The organism is Candidatus Methylobacter favarea (assembly GCF_902806695.1).
Taxonomy (GTDB): domain Bacteria; phylum Pseudomonadota; class Gammaproteobacteria; order Methylococcales; family Methylomonadaceae; genus Methylobacter_B; species Methylobacter_B favarea.
This window is the reverse complement of record NZ_CADCXN010000101.1, coordinates 1-20351: the sequence shown is the minus strand read 5'-3', so window position 1 is coordinate 20351 and position 20351 is coordinate 1. Positions and strand designations below refer to the sequence as shown.

Below are 20351 nucleotides of genomic sequence, written 5' to 3'. Positions count from 1 at the left end.
TGATCATTTCGCTAAAACTCATGCGATGTGGACGGTTGCGTTTCTTTTCACCGCTGGTTATTTGGTTTTTTTGCCACTCCAGAATAAAGGACTGACAAAAATCATCTACATCGCAAAATAATTGTGTCAATTTCATGGAGGTAGGTTGTTGTGGAAAAATTGATGTTGGAATCACTATTTTTCCTGTTTTTACAAAAACCTGCCTACTTTTTCTTATCCCGAACTGAGGTTATATAAGTTTTTCCGTAATGTCATCTGGTAGTGCTTCTGTCAGAAGCTCTTATGGAAGCGCTCACAAATACCATGAGTTTGCAGTGATCGAACTTGGTCTTGCTGTGTTCGATATCGTGTGCGCCAGTATTGCTGATAATCGTAAGTTTCTACCGGCGGCAATACTCATGCTCAGATCCGTGAGTAGCCGCAATATCAGCAACTGTTGTTCGGCAAATAATGACAAGACTTTGCCGTTTAACAAGTCAGCCGCAGTAATCGGGGTTTTGATGGCAGTAAGCTTGACAAAGGCCTCCTTCGAATAGTTATCGACCCAGGTTTGCTGAATGACCCGGCCGACTTCTTTAAAAGCACCGACCTAAATGGTGTCCTGAGAACCTAAGTAACCTTAAGGTCCGCGGTATCGATTTCACCGCTGACTTCGTCATCCTGGCTCTTCCTTTCCAAGGCGTCAACTGGCGGTCAGGATAATGCTTTGCTCCGCGACCCTGACTTCCAGTACTTTTAAGCGCTCTTTAAAGTGGACTAGGCCATGACGCAGCCAGATGTTGCTCGCCCCAGGATGATTTCAGCCGTATCAGTGTCGGATTCAAATAATTGTCCCATGTATTCGACTAATCGAGCCTAATAAAAATGCCCCAGTGACCCCAAATTCACACAAGTTTTTTCCCATATGTATTTGGATGTAAAGTGGAACCCTCATCCTTGGGATAATTAAGTGTTGGATGACCCTCCATACAATAAAATCTCTACATCCTCCCATAGGGTACCCTTCTATCCTTGCATTAGAAGCTGTTTAAAAAACTAAATAAATATCGCGTAAATGGCGATGTGTCTCGGTAAATATGATAAATACCTCGGCCGTATCGGCTAGACGCTCATAATCCTTCCTTTTTTATTGCATTGATGCCTTTGTTCTGCAAGTCAAGCAGGATGTTCTATACTGATTTTAAAAGAAGTTGCGGCATATATGAATGTCAACAAACTAAGCATCTATTGATTGGCTGCTAATTAGTAGAATTACAAAATTGTAAAGTCTGAGATTCATGCTGTTTGTAAACAAATTATCGGGTAATGGATTAATAAAAAGCAATATCAACTGATAGAAAAAGATAGTGATTACTAAATAAAATGCCAAATACTATCCATTATCTTACTCATCCACAAGCTGCGGATGGCATGGCCCGGCTATTTCAATCCATATTCTATGTATCGGTTGATCTCAACCAACATTAAATGAATGCCACCATGTTTGTCATCAACAACCCACTAAATAACGGCGTTACACTTGCCGATGGGGTGGGGCTTGAATAACCATCTCGCACTGTATAGCACCATAAATAATGTAGTGGCTTCTGGCTATCGATTTCCAAATTATTCAGCGCTTGAAGCTAAATTAGACTAAGTGGGGATTCCTAAAGTGATTAAAAATTTGGAACGCTTGGTTGACGAAATTGAAGCATTGCAAAGTAAACTGATCCTATTGATCGGGAGCCCACGATCTGGCAAGACAGCTATCTTATGCGCATTGGCAAAAAGTAAGAATATCACGCCCCTTAATATTGGGGCTGCCTTGGGAAGTAAGCTGGCCGCTATTCCACATAAGCAGCGACATTTAGAAGCAAGCACCCTCTTGCGTGAACTCACTGATAAATGCGCAAACGGCGATTTGTTATTGATCGATAATATCGAACTTTTGTTTGATAGAACGCTTCAACTTGATCCGCTCGACTTGCTAAGGCGGCATGCACATGCCAGACGCGTTATTGCGGTTTGGCCTGGCGAGTTACGCAATAGCCGCTTAACTTATGCCCACATCGGTCACCCGGAACACCAGGACTACAGCCTAGATGGCGTGGTCCCCTTTGAAATTCAATAAAAGCAAAGACAGGAACTCATGCGCTACGGCGATCTCATTCAATTCGAGCCAATCGAATCCGTTATTCAATTGCTCGATGCAAACCGTCCGGACGAAGCCAAGAAATTGGTCTCAACTTACGTTATATCGGACGATATGGCCGAACGCATCGCCAAACAAATAATTGCGCAACTTGCTTTCGATGAGTCCGTGGATCATAAAGGCATACTGATTGTCGGTAATTATGGTACGGGTAAATCCCACTTGATGTCGGTACTGTCATTGGTCGCTGAAGATGCAGCCTATTTGCCGCTGATCCGGCACAGCACAGTATCAGAAGCGGCTGAGGCTATAGCCGGTAAATTTAAAGTTCATCGTATCGAAATTTCCAGCCAGATGTCATTGCGAGACATCATTACTCAACAACTCGAATTTTTTCTTGAAAAACAAGGTGTCAGCTATTCATTTCCGCCAGCGGACAAAGTAGTTAATAACAAGGAAGCCTTTGAAGAAATGATGGTTGCCTTTGCCGATGTTTACCCTAACCACGGTTTATTGCTGGTAGTGGACGAATTCCTTGAATACCTGCGTTCCCGGAGAGATCATGATTTGGTTCTGGATTTATCTTTCCTGCGTGAAATTGGAGAGGTTACCAAACACCTGCGATTTCGTTTTGTTGCCGGCGTGCAGGAAGCCATTTTCGACAGCAGCCGCTTCCAGCATGTGGCCGATAGCCTACGTCGGGTAAAGGACCGCTTCACTCAAGTTCTTCTTGCGCGTCAGGATGTAAGCTTTGTCGTGGCAGAGCGTCTTTTAAAGAAAACAGCCGACCAGCAAGACAAAATACGCACCTATCTCAGCCCATTCGCTAAATTCTATGGCACGATGAATGAGCGAATGGACGAATATGTCCGGTTATTCCCCGTCCATCCCGAATATATCGGCACTTTCGAGCGCCTTTTTTTTACCGAAAAACGCGGCGCACTGGTAACTTTGCGCGACCAAATCCAAGCCATTCTAAATGATGAAGTACCTTCCGATCGCCCGGGGTTAATTGGTTATGATAATTTTTGGGATACAGTTACCTCGAACTCTGTGCTGCGCTCCGATCCGAACATCGGCCCAGTGCTCAAAGTTTCGGAAGTGTTGAGCTCCAGGGTACAGCAAGCCTTCACACGCCCCGCCTACAGACCCATGGCGTTACGTATCATCAATGGTTTATCTGTGCACCGGCTGACAACCGGTAGCGACATCTATGTTCCTATCGGCCCTACAGCAGAGGAACTACGTGACACGCTGTGCCTATTCCAGCCTGGTATCGATAACATGGGAGGCGAACCGGCTGCTGACTTGCTGTCCCTGGTGCAAACCGTACTTCGCGAAACCTTGAAGACCGTTAACGGACAATTCATATCCAAAGCACCGGACACAGAGCAGTATTACCTCGATCTCAAGAAGGACGTGGACTACGACGCTCAGATCGAAAAACGCACCGAAGTTTTATCTGAAGACGCACTGGATCGCGCCTACTACGGCGCCATCAAGCAATTGATGGAGCGCACGGATGAAGTGACGTATGTAAGTGGCCACCAAATCTGGCAATACCAAATCGAATGGCAAGAACGTCGTGTCGAACGCAACGGCTACTTATTTTTCGGTGCGCCCAACGATAGACCCACGGCTCAGCCCGAACGGGATTTCTACATTTATTTTATCCAGCCCTTCGATCCGCCACGCTTTCGCGACGAAAACAAAACAGACGAAGTGTTTTTCAAGCTCGAAATAGACACAGCCATCAAACGATACTTGTCAACCTATGCGGCGGCTCAGGATTTGGCCTCAACGGCCAGTGGCGGTGCGAAAGGCATCTATCTGGATAAAGCCAAGGACGCCTTACGCGACATGAGCAAATGGTTGCAGGAAAAGCAGTTGACTGCTTTCGAAGTGACCTACCAGGGTAAAACCAAAACCCTGCAAAACTGGATCAAAGGGGTTTCTTTGAGGGATAAAGCCCGTCTTGGCGCCGATGAGCGTATCAATTTCCGCGACGTGGTTAATGTGATATCCGGTCTGGTGCTTGCACCGCACTTTCACGATCTGTCTCCAGAATACCCAGCCTTCCCGGTGTTAATCACCGAGTCCAATCGTAAGATGGTCATCAGCAATGCCCTAAAAGCCTTGGCTGGCGGCACGAAAACGAAAGATGCCATTGCTGTATTGGATGCGCTGGAAATGCTTGAGGGTGACCGTATTGAACCGGGACGCTCAAAGTATGCACAGGATGTACTCAACCGCTTTAAAACAAAAGGTCACGGCCAGGTTCTCAATCGCAACGAGTTAATCAGCGGGGCGGCCGATATTGAATATTTCTCGCCCATACGCTTTCGACTGGAACCAGATCTGCTGGTCGCTGTGCTGGGATGCTTGGCTTACTCAGGCGACATCGTACTGGCAATTACCGGCGACAAGATCGATTCCGGCAAAATTACACTGCTTGCCGAACGTTCACTTGAAGAGCTTAAACAGTTCAAGCACGTCGAAGCGCCCAAGGAAATTAATGTCGCCGTCTTACGTGCCTTATTTGAATTACTGGGACTCTCGCCGGGACTTGCCCAACTTGCCACCCAAGGCTCTGAAGAACCGGTTAAACAATTATTGGACGCTGTCAGCGGCTTGGTTCATCGCGTACTCATGGCCGGCACCGATCTGCAAAACAAGCTTAGCTTTTGGGGACAAGCCTTATTGCGGGAAGAGGAAATTCGCGATTGGTGTAACCGGCTGGAATTGCTCAAGTCTTTTGTTGAAGGGCTATCGCCCTACAATACAGTGGGTAAGCTTAAAAACCTGCGCCTTGGCTCGGATGACATTGAGGCGCAGAAAAAAAATCTCGCTGTACTGAATTCAGTTGAGCGGCTGCTGGAATTGGTGGTTGACTTGGGCACGACAGCTTCCTATCTATCCCAGGCCGAAATGATCCTGGAACCAAATCATCCTTGGGTAAAACAGGCCCAAGCTACTCGCAAGGACCTACTCGATAAACTTTCACAGGAGCGCAGCAGCCAACATTCCGCGGGATATCGGCAAACCCTGATGCAACTGAAAAAAGAGTATATTATCGCCTACATAGCCCTGCATAGCAAGGCGCGGCTTGGCGTAGCGGAAGACAAAACCAAGTCAGCTTTGCGTAAAGATGATCGGTTGATAGCGCTACGTGCCCTGGCAGGAATAGCGCTGATGCCCACCAGCCAGCTCACGGCATTTGAAGATCAGCTCGATAAACTCAAGAGCTGCGCGTCATTGGTGGAATCGGAGCTGGTCGCCAGTCCTTACTGTCCACACTGCAGTTTCCGACCAGCTAATGAGCAAGGCGATTTACTGCCGACTGCCAATGTCCTCAAACAATTGGACGAAGAACTGGATCGCTTATTAGAAGGCTGGCAGCAAACTTTGCTCGACAACCTGGATGATCCCATCATTCAAACCAATTTCGATTTGTTGAAGCCTAATGCACACGAACTGATTAGACGATTCATCTCATCCAAGGAATTGCCTGCTCCGGTTCCACCGGATTTTGTTAACGCAATCCAAGAGGCACTATCGGGCTTGGAAAAGATTTGCATTAATGGCGATGAAATTAAAAAAGCCTTGTTGTCGGGCGGCTCTCCAGCTGCTCCGGATGATTTACGCAAGCGTTTCGAAAATCTGCTTAACGAACGCTGCAAAGGCAAAGATGCCAGCAAGCTGCGCTTTGTCGTCGAATAATCATGAATCAGGATGAATTGCTCGCCCGCTTGCAAGGGTTTGAATGGAATGATTTTGAGTGTAAAAAGGCTCAGCAAGGCGTTCCTGAAGATGCCTATAAAACGGGATCCGCTTTTGCCAATATTGCGGGTGGCTGGATTGTGTTCGGAATTAGCGATCATAACGGTCAGCTGGAAGTTTCCGGTGTCGCTGAGCCGGACAAAGTTCAAAACGACTTTTTGGCGGTTTTGCGGGGCAGTCAAAAACTGAATCGGGTAATACGGGTCGACGCGAAGCATTTTACGGCTGATGGCAAACATGTCTTTGCCTTTCATATTCCGGAATGCTCAACAAATGAAAAACCTATTTATCTGAAGGGCGATCCACGTCAGACTTTTATCCGAAGAGGTGCGGGTGACGAGCAATGTACACCCAGTGAACTAGAGCGATTCCTGTGCGCCGCGGCTTTAGACCGCTATGATGGCATGGCTTTATCCAATCTGACAGTAGCTACTTTAATTGAACAAGTTACCCCCCAAGTTGTGGGCTTGGGAAAATTAATAGAAGGGGAAATGAGCCGCCAATCCATGATGAACACTATCGGCATTAAAGACCGCAAACACTTTGACGATGCTTATCTACAACCCGCGCTTGATGCTGGTTTACTAACCATGACCCTGCCAGACAAACCGAACAGCAGCAAACAACGTTACCGTTTAACCCCACTTGGAGCGGCAATTAAAGCCGAACATAACAACAAGGAACCCCAAGCATGAGCGATCTTTACGATTATCAAACAGAAAACAGCGGTCCCGTTGAATGTTTAGGCCAGACATTTCCAAACGAGCAGGCGCGACGTGACTATTTTTTGGCTGAATTAGCTAAAAAGCTTAAAGACCCTGAGTTTCGGAAAATTGAAGGTTTTCCACTGGGTAATGATGAAGATATTTTAAAGTTAAGCGATCCACCTTATTACACGGCTTGTCCGAATCCCTGGTTGGCAAAATTTATTGCTGAGTGGGAAGCGCAAAAGCCAGAACAACCCGCTGATTATCATTATCACCGTGAACCGTTTGCTGCCGATGTCAGCGAAGGCAAAAACGATCCGATTTATAACGCGCATTCCTATCATACCAAGGTACCGCATAAGGCAATTATGCGTTATATCCTGCATTACACACAACCAGGTGATCTGATTTACGACGGTTTCTGCGGTACTGGGATGACTGGCGTTGCCGCACAAATGTGCGGCGATCGTGCTGTCGTGGAGTCAATGGGCTTTCGCATACTTGCCGACGGAACCATCCTTGAGGAGGTCGCCGAAGACAACAAGACCATTTGGGCCGCCCACTCAAAACTAGGCAGCAGACATGCAATCCTTAATGACTTGGCGCCTGCGGCAACTTTTATTTCCTACAACTACATATCGTCTGTGGACGTTCTTTCACTGAAAGATGGGGCGGAAAATATTCTTCCTGAGTTGGAAAAGAAAATTGGGTGGATGTGGAAAACGTCCGGAGGATCTCAGTTCGGGAAAATCAATTACACCGTTTGGTCTGAAGTTTACTCATGCCCTCAATGCTCCGGGGAAATAACCTATTACGATACTGCCTTCAAGAAAAAAGGCGCTAGTACCGAATATCACGAGGTGTTTGACTGCCCTCACTGCCAAGCTCTTTGCGCCAAAAGCCCATCTAAGAAATCGGGAGCCAACAAGCTTGAGCGAGTTTGGGAATCAATCATTGATCCATTTACTGGGAACTTACGCAAAACACAAAAGCGCATTCCAGTTTTGATTAACTACTCAATCGGCAAAAAGCGTTTTGAGAAGCGAGTAGATGCGAAAGATATTGACACACTGAACCGGGCAAAACAGCTTAACAATACCTCAAATATCCCAATAGCTCGGATGCCGAGTGGAGACGAGGCGCGAAGAAATGATGATGAGGGGATTACTCATGTCCATCATTTCTATACAGAGAGAGTGCTTGCGTCTGTCGGGGAATATATCAATCTCGCCAAGAATCAACCTCAGCTAGCATTTCTGTTAGGCAGTGTCCTTCCGAAGCTGACCATCATGAACCGGTATATGCCACAACATGGTGGAAGAGCCCTTGTTGGACCAATGGCCAACACATTGTACGTTCCGCCAGTTAGTGTGGAAAACAACGTATTGGACCAACTCAGTTTTCAACTAAAGAAAATTGTTGGGGCTCTCAACTCAAAATCTGGGCCGATCATTTCGACGCAGGCCATGCAGACGGTTCAGATTCCAGATGAATCCGTTGACTACATATTTTTAGATCCACCGTTTGGCGCAAACATCATGTACTCGGAGCTGAGTTACCTTCGCGAGGCATGGCTAAAGGTTTTTACAAATAGTCAACCGGAAGCGATAGAAAACAAGACCCAAGGCAAAGGAATCGATGAGTATCGCGCGCTCATGACTAGTTGTTTTGGGGAAGCATATCGGATATTAAAACCGGGAAGGTGGATGACCGTCGAGTTCTCCAATACCAAAGCTAGTGTTTGGAATAGCATCCAGACTGCCTTATCCGAATGTGGGTTTGTTGTCGCGTCAGTTGCTGCTTTGGATAAGACCAGAGGTGGCCTTCATGCCATGCTCGGAGTAACTGCTGTCAAGCAGGATTTGGTTATTTCTGCCTACAAACCCAACGGTGGTTTTGAAGAACGTTTTGCACAGGAAGCGCAAACCGAAGAAGGCATCTGGGATTTTGTCCACACACACTTGAAATACCTGCCGATCGTCAAACGCCAAGGCTCGATACTGCAAAATATTCCAGAACGAAATCCCCGCATTTTATTCGACCAACTGATTGCTTACTACGTTCGTAGGGGGCCTCCCGTTCCAATTTCCAGCCAGGAATTTCAAGCAGGTTTAAAGCAAATCTTTAGGGAAGAGGACGACATGATTTTTTTAGAAAACCAACACGCCGAATACATTCGCCAAAAAGCCATCAGTGGACATACTCCGCAAATGAATTTATTCGTCTGTGATGAAAGCTCGGCAATTGCCTGGCTACGCTTTCGTCTGAAAAGTAAACCGCAAGCTTACAACGATATTCAACCCGATTTTATGCCCTTATTGAGTCATTTAAATAAGAACGAACGTGATTTAATTAATCTGGAGTTATTGTTGCCACAAAATTTCCTCTGTTATGACGGCAAAGAATTGGTTCCCGAACAAATCCACGTTTATCTGTCCAGCAACTGGAAAGAATGTCGTAACTTATCTAAAGACGATGCCAGCTTAAAAGCCAAAGCCTATAACCGTTGGTATGTGCCTGATCCTAACAAAGCGGGCGACCTGGAAAAATTGCGAGAAAAAGCCTTATTGAAAGAATTTGATAACTACAAAGAGGCTAAGAAAAAACTGAAAATATTTCGCTTGGAGGCCGTGCGTGCTGGTTTTAAAGACGCATGGTCTAAGAAGGATTATCAAACCATTATCAATATGGCGCAAAAAATCCCTGACGATGTATTGCAGGAAGACGAAAAGCTGTTGCTTTGGTATGACCAAGCATTGACTCGCCTGGAATCACAATAACAAAAATTGGAATCGGATCATGGAAAAGCTTCTCGTTAAAACCAACCTTGATAATACACAACAAGCCTTCTGCCTGGATAGCGACAAAGCATTGCGTCTACTGGCACCAGCAGGAAGCGGTAAAACCTACTCGTTGTTATGGCGGTGTTTGACAGCGATACGACAAGCCACTGTCAAAGAAGAAGCCGCCCGCGTGCTTATTTTTACGTTTACCCGTGTAGCACGGGATGAGTTACGGGATCGTGTCAGAACTAATCCGACCTTCAAGGCATTAGATGGCAGTGTCGAGGTTAATACGCTGAATGCCTGGAGCTTCCGTTGGTTAAAATCGCGTGTTCATAATCCACGCCTGGTTACATCCAGTAAGGAGCGGGTGTTTTTGATTAAGAATAATCTACAACCGATCTGGCAAAAGCATCCCGCCATAAAGGATTTACTGACCGACAGCAAACGCAAGTTCAAGGCTGAAAAAGGCATGATGGATCAAATTGATTTCATGAAAAGCCTTGGATTTCGCCATGATAAACACAATACACCAGCCGCTTTTAGGAAACATCTGCAATGGTTAGTCGAAGCGGGTCTGCAAAGTCACGTCATTGCATTTCTGGATGAAATGCAGGAACTTGAAATAACCGACCGTAAAGCTAGTTATAACAAAGTTATTGACCAGATATTTGATCGATTTATGGGATTTTGGATCGAGGCTATCGAACATTTATATCAAACCGCGACGTTGTCTTTTGAAGACCAGAAATATTGGACGGTCATTCATTTAGAAAAAGCGCTGGCCGAAAAAAAATTCACGACTGGCATTGCGCGTTACCACCACATATTAGTGGATGAATTCCAAGATATTGGCCCTCTGGATCTTAACCTGTTGGATTTGGTCGCCAAAATCAATAAAACCCAGCTTTGCATAGTGGGTGATGATGATCAGGCCATCTACGAATGGCGCGGCGCTTCACCCGATTTTATCCTTCAGCCTAATAAGTTCATTTCGTCTGATTACAAAACTCATATTCTCGAAGTCAATTATCGATGCCCGAAAAACGTCGTCGAATTGTCTCAGCGGCTGATTCAACACAATAAACGCCGCGTACCCAAAAACGTGACAGCCGCTTCGACCGCTGTTGCGCAGATTGACGTTGTTTCCTCGCCAGCAGTGGACACATCGGTTGATTATGTATTGAACATGGTCAGACAATTACTGGAGGACAACACTATCGGTAATGTTGCCTTGATAAGCCGTAAACGCAGCCAATTAATTCCTTACCAGATCATTTTTGCTGGTTCAGACATTCCCTTTTATGCAGCCGAAGACTTGAGTATATTGCTGAGTAGCACCTTCGACGAGCTTAAACAGCTATTGGTGACCAAAGCGCAAAGTACAATGCAAACGCCATTTGCGCCCGATCCGATTGAAGGATTACTCAAGCTTTGCGACAAAGTTAAACGTTATCCGGTAAAAAAAGAAGACCGGGGCGCTATTAAAAGTTTTTTTCTTGCCCAAAGGCCTCGTTCTCTGGTTGATGCACTGATAACATTTTATAGTTATACCGGACCATTAAAAGGTGATAACAGAGGCGGTGCTATGACCAAGGAGTTTTATGGTGCCATCAGGTCTTTTTTACATGCCGATTCGGTTTCTGCTGCCATCGAGGCGCTCAGTTTGGAGTTTGACGGTTTGCAAAAAGACTATGGAAAATCGCTGGATGATATTTTTTATGCCGATCCACCGTTTCTGTATCTCAGCGCATATGCCGAGCGGTATGGGGATGATTATGCCGCTTTCTATGAAGATGTTGAAAAAGCCATTTCTACTTTAGTAAGAACTTCGCCCGAGGATGACGAAAGTGCAGGCGATTTGAGTTGGAAGCGCAAATTACACCTGATGACGGCTTTACGGACCAAGGGTAAAGAGTTTGATGTAGTGGTGATTCTTGATTGCAATCAAGATATATGGCCCAGCAAATTGGCGATCACCGATGAGCAACAAGAGGCTGAGCGGCGACTTTTTTATGTTGCTTTCACCAGGGCCAAAAAGCATATTGTGCTGATGGTAAACGATCAGATGTTTCAAGAATTGGCAATTCCCTCACCCTATATCGAAGAAATGGGGCTGAGCATCAACAGGACAGTTGAATGAGCCAGCTTAAGTATAGGATCAGATGAGCTATGGGGAATACATTCTGCGAAGTCAACGATGCCTCCATAATTGATCTTATTGGTCGAGGTCTTAAGCGAATCGTCTTAATCGCTCCGGGCGTGTCTCCGCCTGTCGCAAAGGCACTTGGTCAGTGTTTTGATAAGGTGGAAAAGATCGCTATAACCGTTGTGATTGATCCGGATGAAGATGTATATCGTCTGGGCTACGGTGATGCAGATGGCTTGAAACAGTTGTACGAATTTTCTCAAAAAACAGGGTTTGCCTTGATGTCGCAAACTGGTTTACGGCTTGGAATACTCTTGGTCGACGACTTAACGCTGGTCTGGTCACCCACGGCTCGCTCTGTGGAGGCTGCACCAGGAATTACAGTAGCAGAGGATGAAGCTGTTTTTTCGAGGGACAATATCGCTCCCAATGGCTTGTTGCTTGGACAGAATCCTGGTGAGCAGTTGGCTAATGCGGTCGCAGCGGATGGGACGAAGGTTTTGCCTGCGAATAGTGAAATCGGTCGCTGCGCCGTTACCCACCAGCAGGTTCAGCAGACACTGATAGAATTGGAGAAAAATCCTCCGATACCGGTTGATCTGGCTCGTATTACGCGAGTGTTTAGCACCAAACTTCAATTTGTGGAGCTAAAGGTCACAAAAGCTAGGCTGTCTCGTTCCCAATTGACTATCTCCAACAAGCACCTCAACGCGGATATCCAAGGCGAATTACAGGGGTTGATTGACTCAAAACTCCGCGCCTTTAGTGATTTTCGGGACGAGGAAGTTGAGGTGCCTGCATTTATGAATGGCGAGCCGGTTTTTGATCGAGAAGGAAAACCATTAACTGAACCAGTCAGTGAAGCTTCTCTTGAACGGCTCCGTAACGGCATTGAGCGGCGGTATATCTATAACATTTCAAGCTTTGGTTGGCTAATTTCCAAGGATGACAAGATTGAGTTTGAGAAGCAGATAAATGCCTATGAGGAGCAATTAAAAGCACACTCACAGGCCATTAGAGATCGGATAGATAAACAGGCTGAGAAGATTATTCAGGAAGCTGTCGCGGTAATCATGAATCGGGCCGAACGGACGGGCGCAAAGTTCGACCCCGAAATATTACTGTCGGAACTTAGAAGGGGTTTGGATCGCAACAAGGGGGAGTCGCCTCAAGTAACTTTGGTTTTCAAGGATGTTACCTATGAGCAGACAAAAAACGAGAGTTTCAGGGAAAAAGTCGACAAGGCTTTGCCAAAGCATAAACTAAAACAATTGGGCCGGTGGTCTGAGTATTTTGATGCCGCCAAAGCTTCTCAGGAATCTAAAACTGAGTAGGCTCACAAAAAGCAATGATGCAAGCTAAGCAAAAATTCAACATCGGCATATGGTGCTGGCACACTCGACAGGCCGCACAGTGTCAAATTATAGAGTGCCAAGACATTTGGGGCTCTACAGCCTACCGAGTGTGGCTGCCCGCAAAAAATGCAGTCGTACGAGCCAGGTCGCAGGATTTGACTGCCTTGGATAGTATCCAGCCCACAGTTGAGTACAGCCTGTATACAGCAGCAGCCACAAAGTTACTGGATGCGCTTGAGGACAACTTGCTGCTTGCGCCTATTCAGTCCAGCGTTGTGCCGTTACCTCATCAGCTTTATGCGCTGAACCGAGCTATGAGCCGTAACCGTATTCGCTACTTGCTGGCGGATGAGGTGGGCTTAGGTAAAACCATTGAAGCTGGGTTGATACTGCGCGAATTGAAGTTACGCGGCATGGCGCGCCGGGTTCTTGTCGTCGCTCCAAAGGGGCTGGTACGGCAATGGCAAGCGGAAATGCTTTTACATTTTGGAGAAAAAATACAGTTCATAGAACCGGCAGAACTCGCCGCTTTCAGACAATGGCGCAATGATGAAGAAAATTTATGGCGCCTGCACGATCAAGTGATTTGTTCGTTGGACTCTGTGAAACCTATCGAAAGCCGCCGTGGTTGGAACCAGGAACAACTTAACAATTACAACCGTGAACGTTTTGATGATTTAATTTCTGCGTCTTGGGACCTGGTTATTATTGACGAATCTCACCGCATGGGGGGTAGTACGGAACAAGTTGCCCGCTATAAGCTGGGCGTAGCACTTGCTGAAGCGGCTCCCTACCTGCTGCTTTTGTCAGCAACTCCACACCAGGGCAAAACCGATCAGTTCATGCGCTTGATGCAACTCATTGATCGTGACTCTTTCCCCGATGAAGCCAGCGTAACTCGTGACCGTGTGCAGCCTTTTGTGATTCGCACGGAGAAACGCAAAGCCATTAACGCAGATGGTATGCCTCTCTTCAAACCTCGTGTAACACGTTTGCAAGCAGTGTCCTGGCAGAATCGCCACGCCGTGCAGCGTCGCCTTTATGAAGCGGTAACCGACTATGTGCGTCATGGTTATAACCAGGCGTTGGCCACCAAGCAAAGACATATTGGTTTTCTGATGATACTGATGCAACGCCTGGTAACCTCAAGTACTGCCGCGATCCGTACTACCCTGGAGAAACGAAAGGCTCTACTCAATACCTCACAGCCGCAGTTATCGTTGTTGGACTCCCCAGAGATGGACGAATGGGCCGAGTTGGATGGCCAAACCCAAATGGAAATCGCCTTGCAAGCCAGTGGCTGGGCACAGGAAAGAGCCGAAGTCGACATGCTTTTGACTTTGGCACGGGAGACCGAAAGCCAAGGAACGGATGCGAAAGCAGAAGCACTTTTGGAGCTGATCTACAAATTACAGCAGGAAGAAAACGAAACCGCTCTAAAAGTGCTGATATTTACTGAATTCGTGCCTACCCAAGCCATGCTTGCCGGTTTTCTGGAAAGCCGGGGCTTTTCAGTGGTTTTACTGAATGGCGGGATGGACCTAAATGCAAGAACCAAGGCTCAACACGTCTTTTCACAGGCTATTCGTGTATTAATCTCCACTGATGCCGGTGGCGAGGGTCTTAATCTTCAATTCTGCCATGTGATTGTTAACTTCGACATTCCTTGGAACCCTATGCGCTTGGAACAACGCATTGGCCGAGTAGACCGTATCGGTCAACTCCATGTAGTCAGAGCGTTTAATTTTGTCTTGGAAGACACTGTGGAATATCGAGTTCGTCAGGTGCTTGAGGAAAAGCTTGAAATCATCGCTCAAGAATTCGGTGTTGATAAGGCTGCTGATGTGATGGATTCCGTTGAAGTCGATCCGATTTTCGATGAGCTGTTTGTCCATGGTTTGCAAGATCCTGCTTCAATAGAGAAGGAATGCGAAACTGTAATCAATCAGGTGCGTGAAAAAGTGGCTAGCTCAAAGAATAACGGTGCTCTGCTTGCGGAAGAGCACACGCTCGATGCCGAAGATGCCCGAAAATGGCGAGACCACCCCGCGCAGTTCTGGTTAGAAAGAGCTATTACAACTGGCTTGGCTGGGCGTGGCGGCTCTGCTGTTAAGACGGGTGATGCTTGGCACGTAAAATGGCTGAATGGTAGCGAATCATCACAAGTTTGTTTTGATGCCCGAACAGCAGAACAGAATCCAGAACTGGAATGGGTAACACTTGAAGATCCGCGTGCTCGTGCCCTGATAAGTGAGCTCCCGCGCTACGTGATAGGTCAGCCTGTTCCAGTAGTAAAAATCACTGGCTTGCCGGATACAGTGTTGGGTGTGTGGTCGTTATGGGAAATCAGTCTCTCAGCCGATGGTTTCAATCGCAAAAGATTTCTACCGGTATTTATCAATGATGAGGGGAGAACTTTTGTTCCAACTGCAAAACGTATTTGGGATTTACTGCTCACGGAAAACCTGGAACTCCACGGTACGGCCAATATGCAGGAGGCCGAGCTTTGGTTCGATGGCTCTATCACTGCGGCAAGAATCCAGGGTGAACAGCTGTTTTCAGAGTTGCTGGTTCAGCATCTCAGTCAGTTAAAGGAAGAGCGGGAACGTGCGAAATATGCTTTTGATGCCAGAAGCCAAGCGATTGGACGGATAGGATTACCGGCTGTGCGTGAACACAGGCGTAAGCGTTTGGATGCCGAATACCAGGCACGAATGGCAGCCTTGGACAATGCGGAAGCCAGTGTGCCAGATCTGAATGCGGTAATGATGCTTCGAATCGGGCCTTGGCGTACCGACAATGATGACGATAAGTGAGCGCACAAACGATGAGTCGTTGGATTGAACGAATTCTAAATGAATTCCCGGCTGATCTGGCCCGCTTGTGGATCGTCGCCGACCCGGACGACGTGCTGTTGGCCGAGCAAATTCTGTCCAGTCTTCGTGCGCGTGGCTTTGAAGTATTGCCGTTCGAGGATTCGGTGGTGTTCCGTGCGGAGTACGAGGAACGCTATCGAGCTGTTTGGGATAGGAGTGAGGATGGCCCGGCCAAGTCGCTGATTCTTCAATTACGGGGCAACAATATCAACGATCTACCTTGGGATTATTTGCGACAAGCTCGTAAAGTCAGCTTAAGTTTGGCCGACTTGTTCCCACACCTGAGCTATGGGGTAGTACGGCAAATCGGTGCGGAATACCTGTCGACCCTTTTCGATGCGCAGACTAAACATATATCGCAATCCTTGGGCGAGGCGCTAACCAAAGACTTTATACTGACGCACATCTTTCGTTTAGGCCCGCATTTTATCTCTCGCCCGGAAGAATTATGGACCGAATTACTTCGGCTGCACTACCGCAGCGATGGTCTGCCCCCTATACTGGCGATGCATGCCGCGCAAGTTCTAGGTGAACATTCGGCATTTAAAGAGTTGCCAATCGCCGAGCTGTTTTCATCAAAAAGCAAATTTTTACGTATGGTTCAGGATGCCTGGTTTCGGTATCTGGCTAAACGAAATGTTACCGGAGCCAGAACGGCAGAACCAACGCCGCCGGATTTTGTGCCTATGATGGAAGTACCCTTTGATCATAGCGAAGTAGGGTTAATTGTTCATTCAATGTTTTTGGAAGGGTCCTTGCATCCGTTGGTCGTACAGGGACTTGAGTTAGACTTACCTGACTGGGCCAAGGTCGGCATCGTTCAAGATCCCTATGCCATACGTAATCTGATTCAGGAAGGTATTAAGAACCTTTTACAGACACTGCCAATGCTTGAATCATCCTATCGTGATTGGCTTCAATCGTCCCGCCAACTAGGTGAGCTGATTGCCCGGTTTCATCGGTTGGACGCTTCCTTGGCCGATGGAATCAATGATAGTGTCAATGACCTGCTAAAAACAGCTGACGAACAGCTACTTGCATGGCTGACCAAGCATTACGCCGATCTTTCTTCGCTGCCGGTAGCAAAGGCACCGGTCATGGTTAACCATATCCCGCGCTTCTTATCAATGCGGCGAAATGCAGGTCAAACCAGGATTGCCTTGCTAGTCTTCGATGGCTTGGCTATTGACCAGTGGGTTCATATCCGTGAACACTTAATAAAACAATCCAAGCAAATGATTTTCGATGAGAATGCCTGTTTTGCCTGGCTGCCGACCCTGACCTCAATTTCAAGACAGGCGATTTTCTCTGGTCTTAAGCCACGAGAGTTTGCCGATACAATAGAGACCACAGCAAGTGAGCCTAAGTTATGGTCACGCTTTTGGGCTGATCATGGTTTACTAGGTAACGAAGTTTTCTATCGGAAGGGAATTAAACGCACTGAACAGCTGGATGAACTGAATTCGTTTCTTACCAATCCATCGATTAAAATAGCGGGTATGGTAGTAGATACCGTAGATGAGATCGTTCATGGCGCAGTCCTCGGCAAACGAGGCATTTCGAATCAAATAGCAAGCTGGTGTGAGTCCGGCTTTATTGATCGATTGTTTGCCTTGCTGCGCGATAAGGGTTTTCATATCTATCTGACCGCGGATCATGGCAACGTAGAAGCCGTTGGACAAGGCCGTCCGAATCAGGGAGTAGCGCCGGAGCTTCGGGGAGAGCGAGTACGAACTTATCGCAACGAAGCACTTGCGATGGAATCAGCAATATTAAGTCCGAATACCTACCGTTTAGATATTGCTGGATTACCCTCTGACTTTAAGCTCCTTTTCGCAGGCAACCGCACCGCCTTTGTACATAAAGGCGAACAAGTGGTTGTTCACGGCGGTATCTCTGTTGAAGAACTAATCGTGCCATTTATAAAAATAAGTTATGTGAGTTGAATTAAATGAATTCTAACGCCCCTCAGATTGGGTTTGACCGTTTTATAAAGTTGGACTGGATAGATGCCGCGATCAAGTATCGTGCCGGTTTTGCCGGCATGGAAGAGCTGAACAATCTGCTTGATGCTTCCAAGCTAGGTGTGGTAGCCCGGAAAAAAACCCGGACTGTATTGAATCGTTTATGGCTGGAACCCAGACCAGAACTTGTGGATTTTGCGAACCGAGGGATAAAAATTTATGAAGCAGACCCAGGTGTTTCAGTTACTGCGTTAACATGGGGAATGGCTATCGCGACTTATCCTTTTTTTGGGAAAGTGGCGGAATTGGTGGGCCGCTTATCCGCTCTGCAAGGCGATTGCACTTCAGCGGAAGTTCATCGGCGAATGAGCGAAATCTACGGCGAACGCGAAGGCACTTATCGCATGACCAATATGGTGTTGCAGTCACAAGCTAATTGGGGCGCTATCGAGCGGGTGGAAAAAGGAAAAAGATTGCTTCGTCTGGCGCCAAGTACATTGAGTAACGAACAGCTGATTGTTTGGCTTACTGAGGCAGCCATACGTTACACAGGTAAGGCAGTATCTGTAACCAATCTACAGTCGATAGCAGTGCTTTTCCCGTTCGTGTTTGGCCAACCATTGACCTATTTTATTGTAAATTATCCGACGCTGGAGCTTCGTTCGGAAGGACCAAATAACCAGATCGTTTGCTTATCACAAGCTAACTTCTAACGAATATAACCTGTTTCAGGGCAATTAATAACTACTGACAAATCATTTGTTTCAAGAGGAATTGATGAGATTTTGGTACACAGATTATATAAAGTTTCAGGAATTATATGGCTTCGAGGGTATTATGCTCCCCAGCTAACAAAGCCAGAATGGCTGCTACTGCATTAGGGTCATCAGCATGATAAGTTATTGCAGTTTAGTCGATCATTTTAAAGTTACTCATGTTTATGTAGGCTTGATTGCTAGCATAACGAGTTCAGTTATTTTGTTCTCGACATCTGCCTCAATGTCGTCCAGCTTTTCACCAACAACGACTTGAATTGAATCCACTCAGGTCAAAAATTCATTTTCAATCAGATAGTTGACAACATGGTCAGTTAATTTCTCTTTCTCAAATTCGTCGCTAAAGGTATCAAATAACTCCGCTTTCGCGCTATCAAGCTTTAGGTGATCACTGAGACACTCAGCAAATTTTTTTCAAGAGCTGATTTAATCATTTTTGGGGCCTTTTCAAGCAATACCCGGATTGCTTCGGTTGCATATCCCTCACCGGCTATAATCACCATGTCGTATAGCTTGTGCAAATTAACATTTTTAATGGCGGGCCATAAGCACTTCTTTTCAATGTAGAGGATTTTGTTGTATTCATAATCCGGAAACTCAAAAGGGCTCTACCGAAAACGCCCCTAAATGCATCTCCCTTACGCTTTGCGGCGTATAAAGTACGCCACGCGGGTCATAGTAGATCAATGGATTGTGCTCATATTCACTCCAATACCTCTGTATCAGCTTTTGGAAATCCGTCCATGTAAATACTTCAGTGGAGTGCGGTTGGATAAGCGTGCGTACCTGATAGAATAATTCTGACGCTGGCCGGGCCTCTTTTGTTATCGGTCGCTTCTCAAATAGCTGCTTCCATAACAGCAAACACTCCGCTTTAAAGTGTAGCTTTGACGTCTTTGTGTTATTTATTGATTGACTCAATATATCTATAGTACCTATTCGCGCTTTTTTGCCTTTGCATTTGATCTTTGTGCAAAGCTTTAACCGCTTTCCAGACCGCGTTGGATATGTTTTCAATCATATAATTCGGCAGCGATAATGTGCTTTTTCCGTGATCAAAAAACGGTAAGCCAATCTCGATTAAATGAATAATAACGGTATGCTGACCTTGCAGGATTTGTCCAACGCGCCTTTAATATCTTTACTCCATATCCTTGATTTACCCTTTTCGACCACCTTGATGCCAGCTTTCCGGAGAAAATCTCCAAAAGTTACAGAATGGTTAACACCAACGTAATGAGCTTGGTTTTCAGTTTCAATAATCAGGATTTCAAATATATAAGGCCTCTTGTCGTGCATGCCGGACACGTGTTTATACCAGTGGAGTCCTTTGACGTTAAATCGCGCCGAGATGTTTTCTTCAACGATGGCGCCCAAGGATTTAGGCACTATCGGTCTCGATATAGCCTGCATGCCCAGACGCAATTTCTCGATTTCTACCGGAACGCGGAAAATATCCGACAACATTTTTCCCGTGATCTGGCTGGTTATGGGTTTAGCCTTAACACGTTGCCTCATCCGTTCTTCGGTCATGGCAAAGCCGATCTGAATGACAGGATCAATGCCTAGAGACTCGCAAGCGTCTAAAGCTTTATCCAGAAGCTCCTTTAAAATAACCGAGCCAAAGTCCCCCTGTGTCAGGATAGTTGTCGCCTCTAATTTTCATTAATTGATGATTAGAGGTAATGAGATTGAAAAAGAAGGTAAGCGCTCTATTAACCACGTCTATCCCATCTGATTGAAAGCGCAGAAGATAGTGTCCACGTATAACAAGGTGGACACTTATGATAGAGAACAAGAGTCGCTTATCGCGATCGCTGGTGGTGGGGC

At 46.4% G+C, this 20351-nt stretch carries 12 protein-coding genes and 1 pseudogene; 10 read left to right on the top strand and 3 right to left on the bottom strand.

All coding sequences use genetic code 11. The features are described 5' to 3' along the window. Nucleotides 1-136 (bottom strand): annotated as a pseudogene (locus HUX64_RS20520) (IS982 family transposase); the annotation flags it as partial. A 112-nt stretch (nt 137-248) separates the two neighbouring features. Between HUX64_RS20520 and HUX64_RS19345 the strand changes: the two are divergent. From HUX64_RS19345 to HUX64_RS15725, 10 genes are all read left to right on the top strand, one after another. Then, complete coding sequence (locus HUX64_RS19345) at nt 249-536, top strand: hypothetical protein (protein WP_217426571.1); 288 nt, start codon at nt 249-251, stop codon at nt 534-536. Between the two features lie 1115 nt (nt 537-1651). After that, nucleotides 1652-2110: a BREX-3 system P-loop-containing protein BrxF gene (gene brxF / locus HUX64_RS15765; protein WP_174627172.1), complete on the top strand. Its 459-nt coding sequence runs from the start codon at nt 1652-1654 to the stop codon at nt 2108-2110. Between the two features lie 18 nt (nt 2111-2128). Then, complete coding sequence (locus tag HUX64_RS15760) at nt 2129-5851, top strand: DUF6079 family protein (RefSeq protein WP_174627171.1); 3723 nt, start codon at nt 2129-2131, stop codon at nt 5849-5851. Between the two features lie 2 nt (nt 5852-5853). Beyond that, nucleotides 5854-6606, top strand: coding sequence for an AlbA family DNA-binding domain-containing protein (locus HUX64_RS15755; protein WP_174627170.1), 753 nt, complete (start codon nt 5854-5856; stop codon nt 6604-6606). Further along, complete coding sequence (locus HUX64_RS15750; RefSeq protein WP_174627169.1) at nt 6603-9398, top strand: DNA methyltransferase; 2796 nt, start codon at nt 6603-6605, stop codon at nt 9396-9398. Before HUX64_RS15755 ends, HUX64_RS15750 begins: the two co-directional genes overlap by 4 nt. 19 nt (nt 9399-9417) lie before the next feature. Further along, nucleotides 9418-11544 (top strand): UvrD-helicase domain-containing protein, encoded by a 2127-nt coding sequence (locus tag HUX64_RS15745; protein ID WP_174627168.1) that lies wholly within the window; start codon nt 9418-9420, stop codon nt 11542-11544. Between the two features lie 29 nt (nt 11545-11573). Continuing rightward, the gene (locus HUX64_RS15740; protein WP_174627167.1) at nt 11574-12884 is read left to right on the top strand and encodes a hypothetical protein; all 1311 of its coding nucleotides are present in this window, start codon (nt 11574-11576) and stop codon (nt 12882-12884) included. 185 nt (nt 12885-13069) lie between these two features. Next, nucleotides 13070-15721 (top strand): DEAD/DEAH box helicase, encoded by a 2652-nt coding sequence (locus tag HUX64_RS15735; protein ID WP_246247072.1) that lies wholly within the window; start codon nt 13070-13072, stop codon nt 15719-15721. Then, nucleotides 15718-17727 (top strand): BREX-3 system phosphatase PglZ, encoded by a 2010-nt coding sequence (pglZ, locus tag HUX64_RS15730; protein WP_246247071.1) that lies wholly within the window; start codon nt 15718-15720, stop codon nt 17725-17727. The genes HUX64_RS15735 and pglZ overlap by 4 nt, the downstream gene beginning before the upstream one ends. A 5-nt stretch (nt 17728-17732) precedes the next feature. Further along, nucleotides 17733-18458 (top strand): hypothetical protein, encoded by a 726-nt coding sequence (locus tag HUX64_RS15725; RefSeq protein WP_174627166.1) that lies wholly within the window; start codon nt 17733-17735, stop codon nt 18456-18458. A gap of 1143 nt (nt 18459-19601) precedes the next feature. Here HUX64_RS15725 and HUX64_RS15720 read toward each other — a convergent pair. After that, nucleotides 19602-20054 (bottom strand): hypothetical protein, encoded by a 453-nt coding sequence (locus tag HUX64_RS15720; RefSeq protein ID WP_174627165.1) that lies wholly within the window; start codon nt 20052-20054, stop codon nt 19602-19604. Between the two features lie 58 nt (nt 20055-20112). Next, nucleotides 20113-20351 (bottom strand): hypothetical protein (locus HUX64_RS19340; RefSeq protein WP_217426569.1); only part of this gene is annotated, 239 nt, incomplete at its 5' end.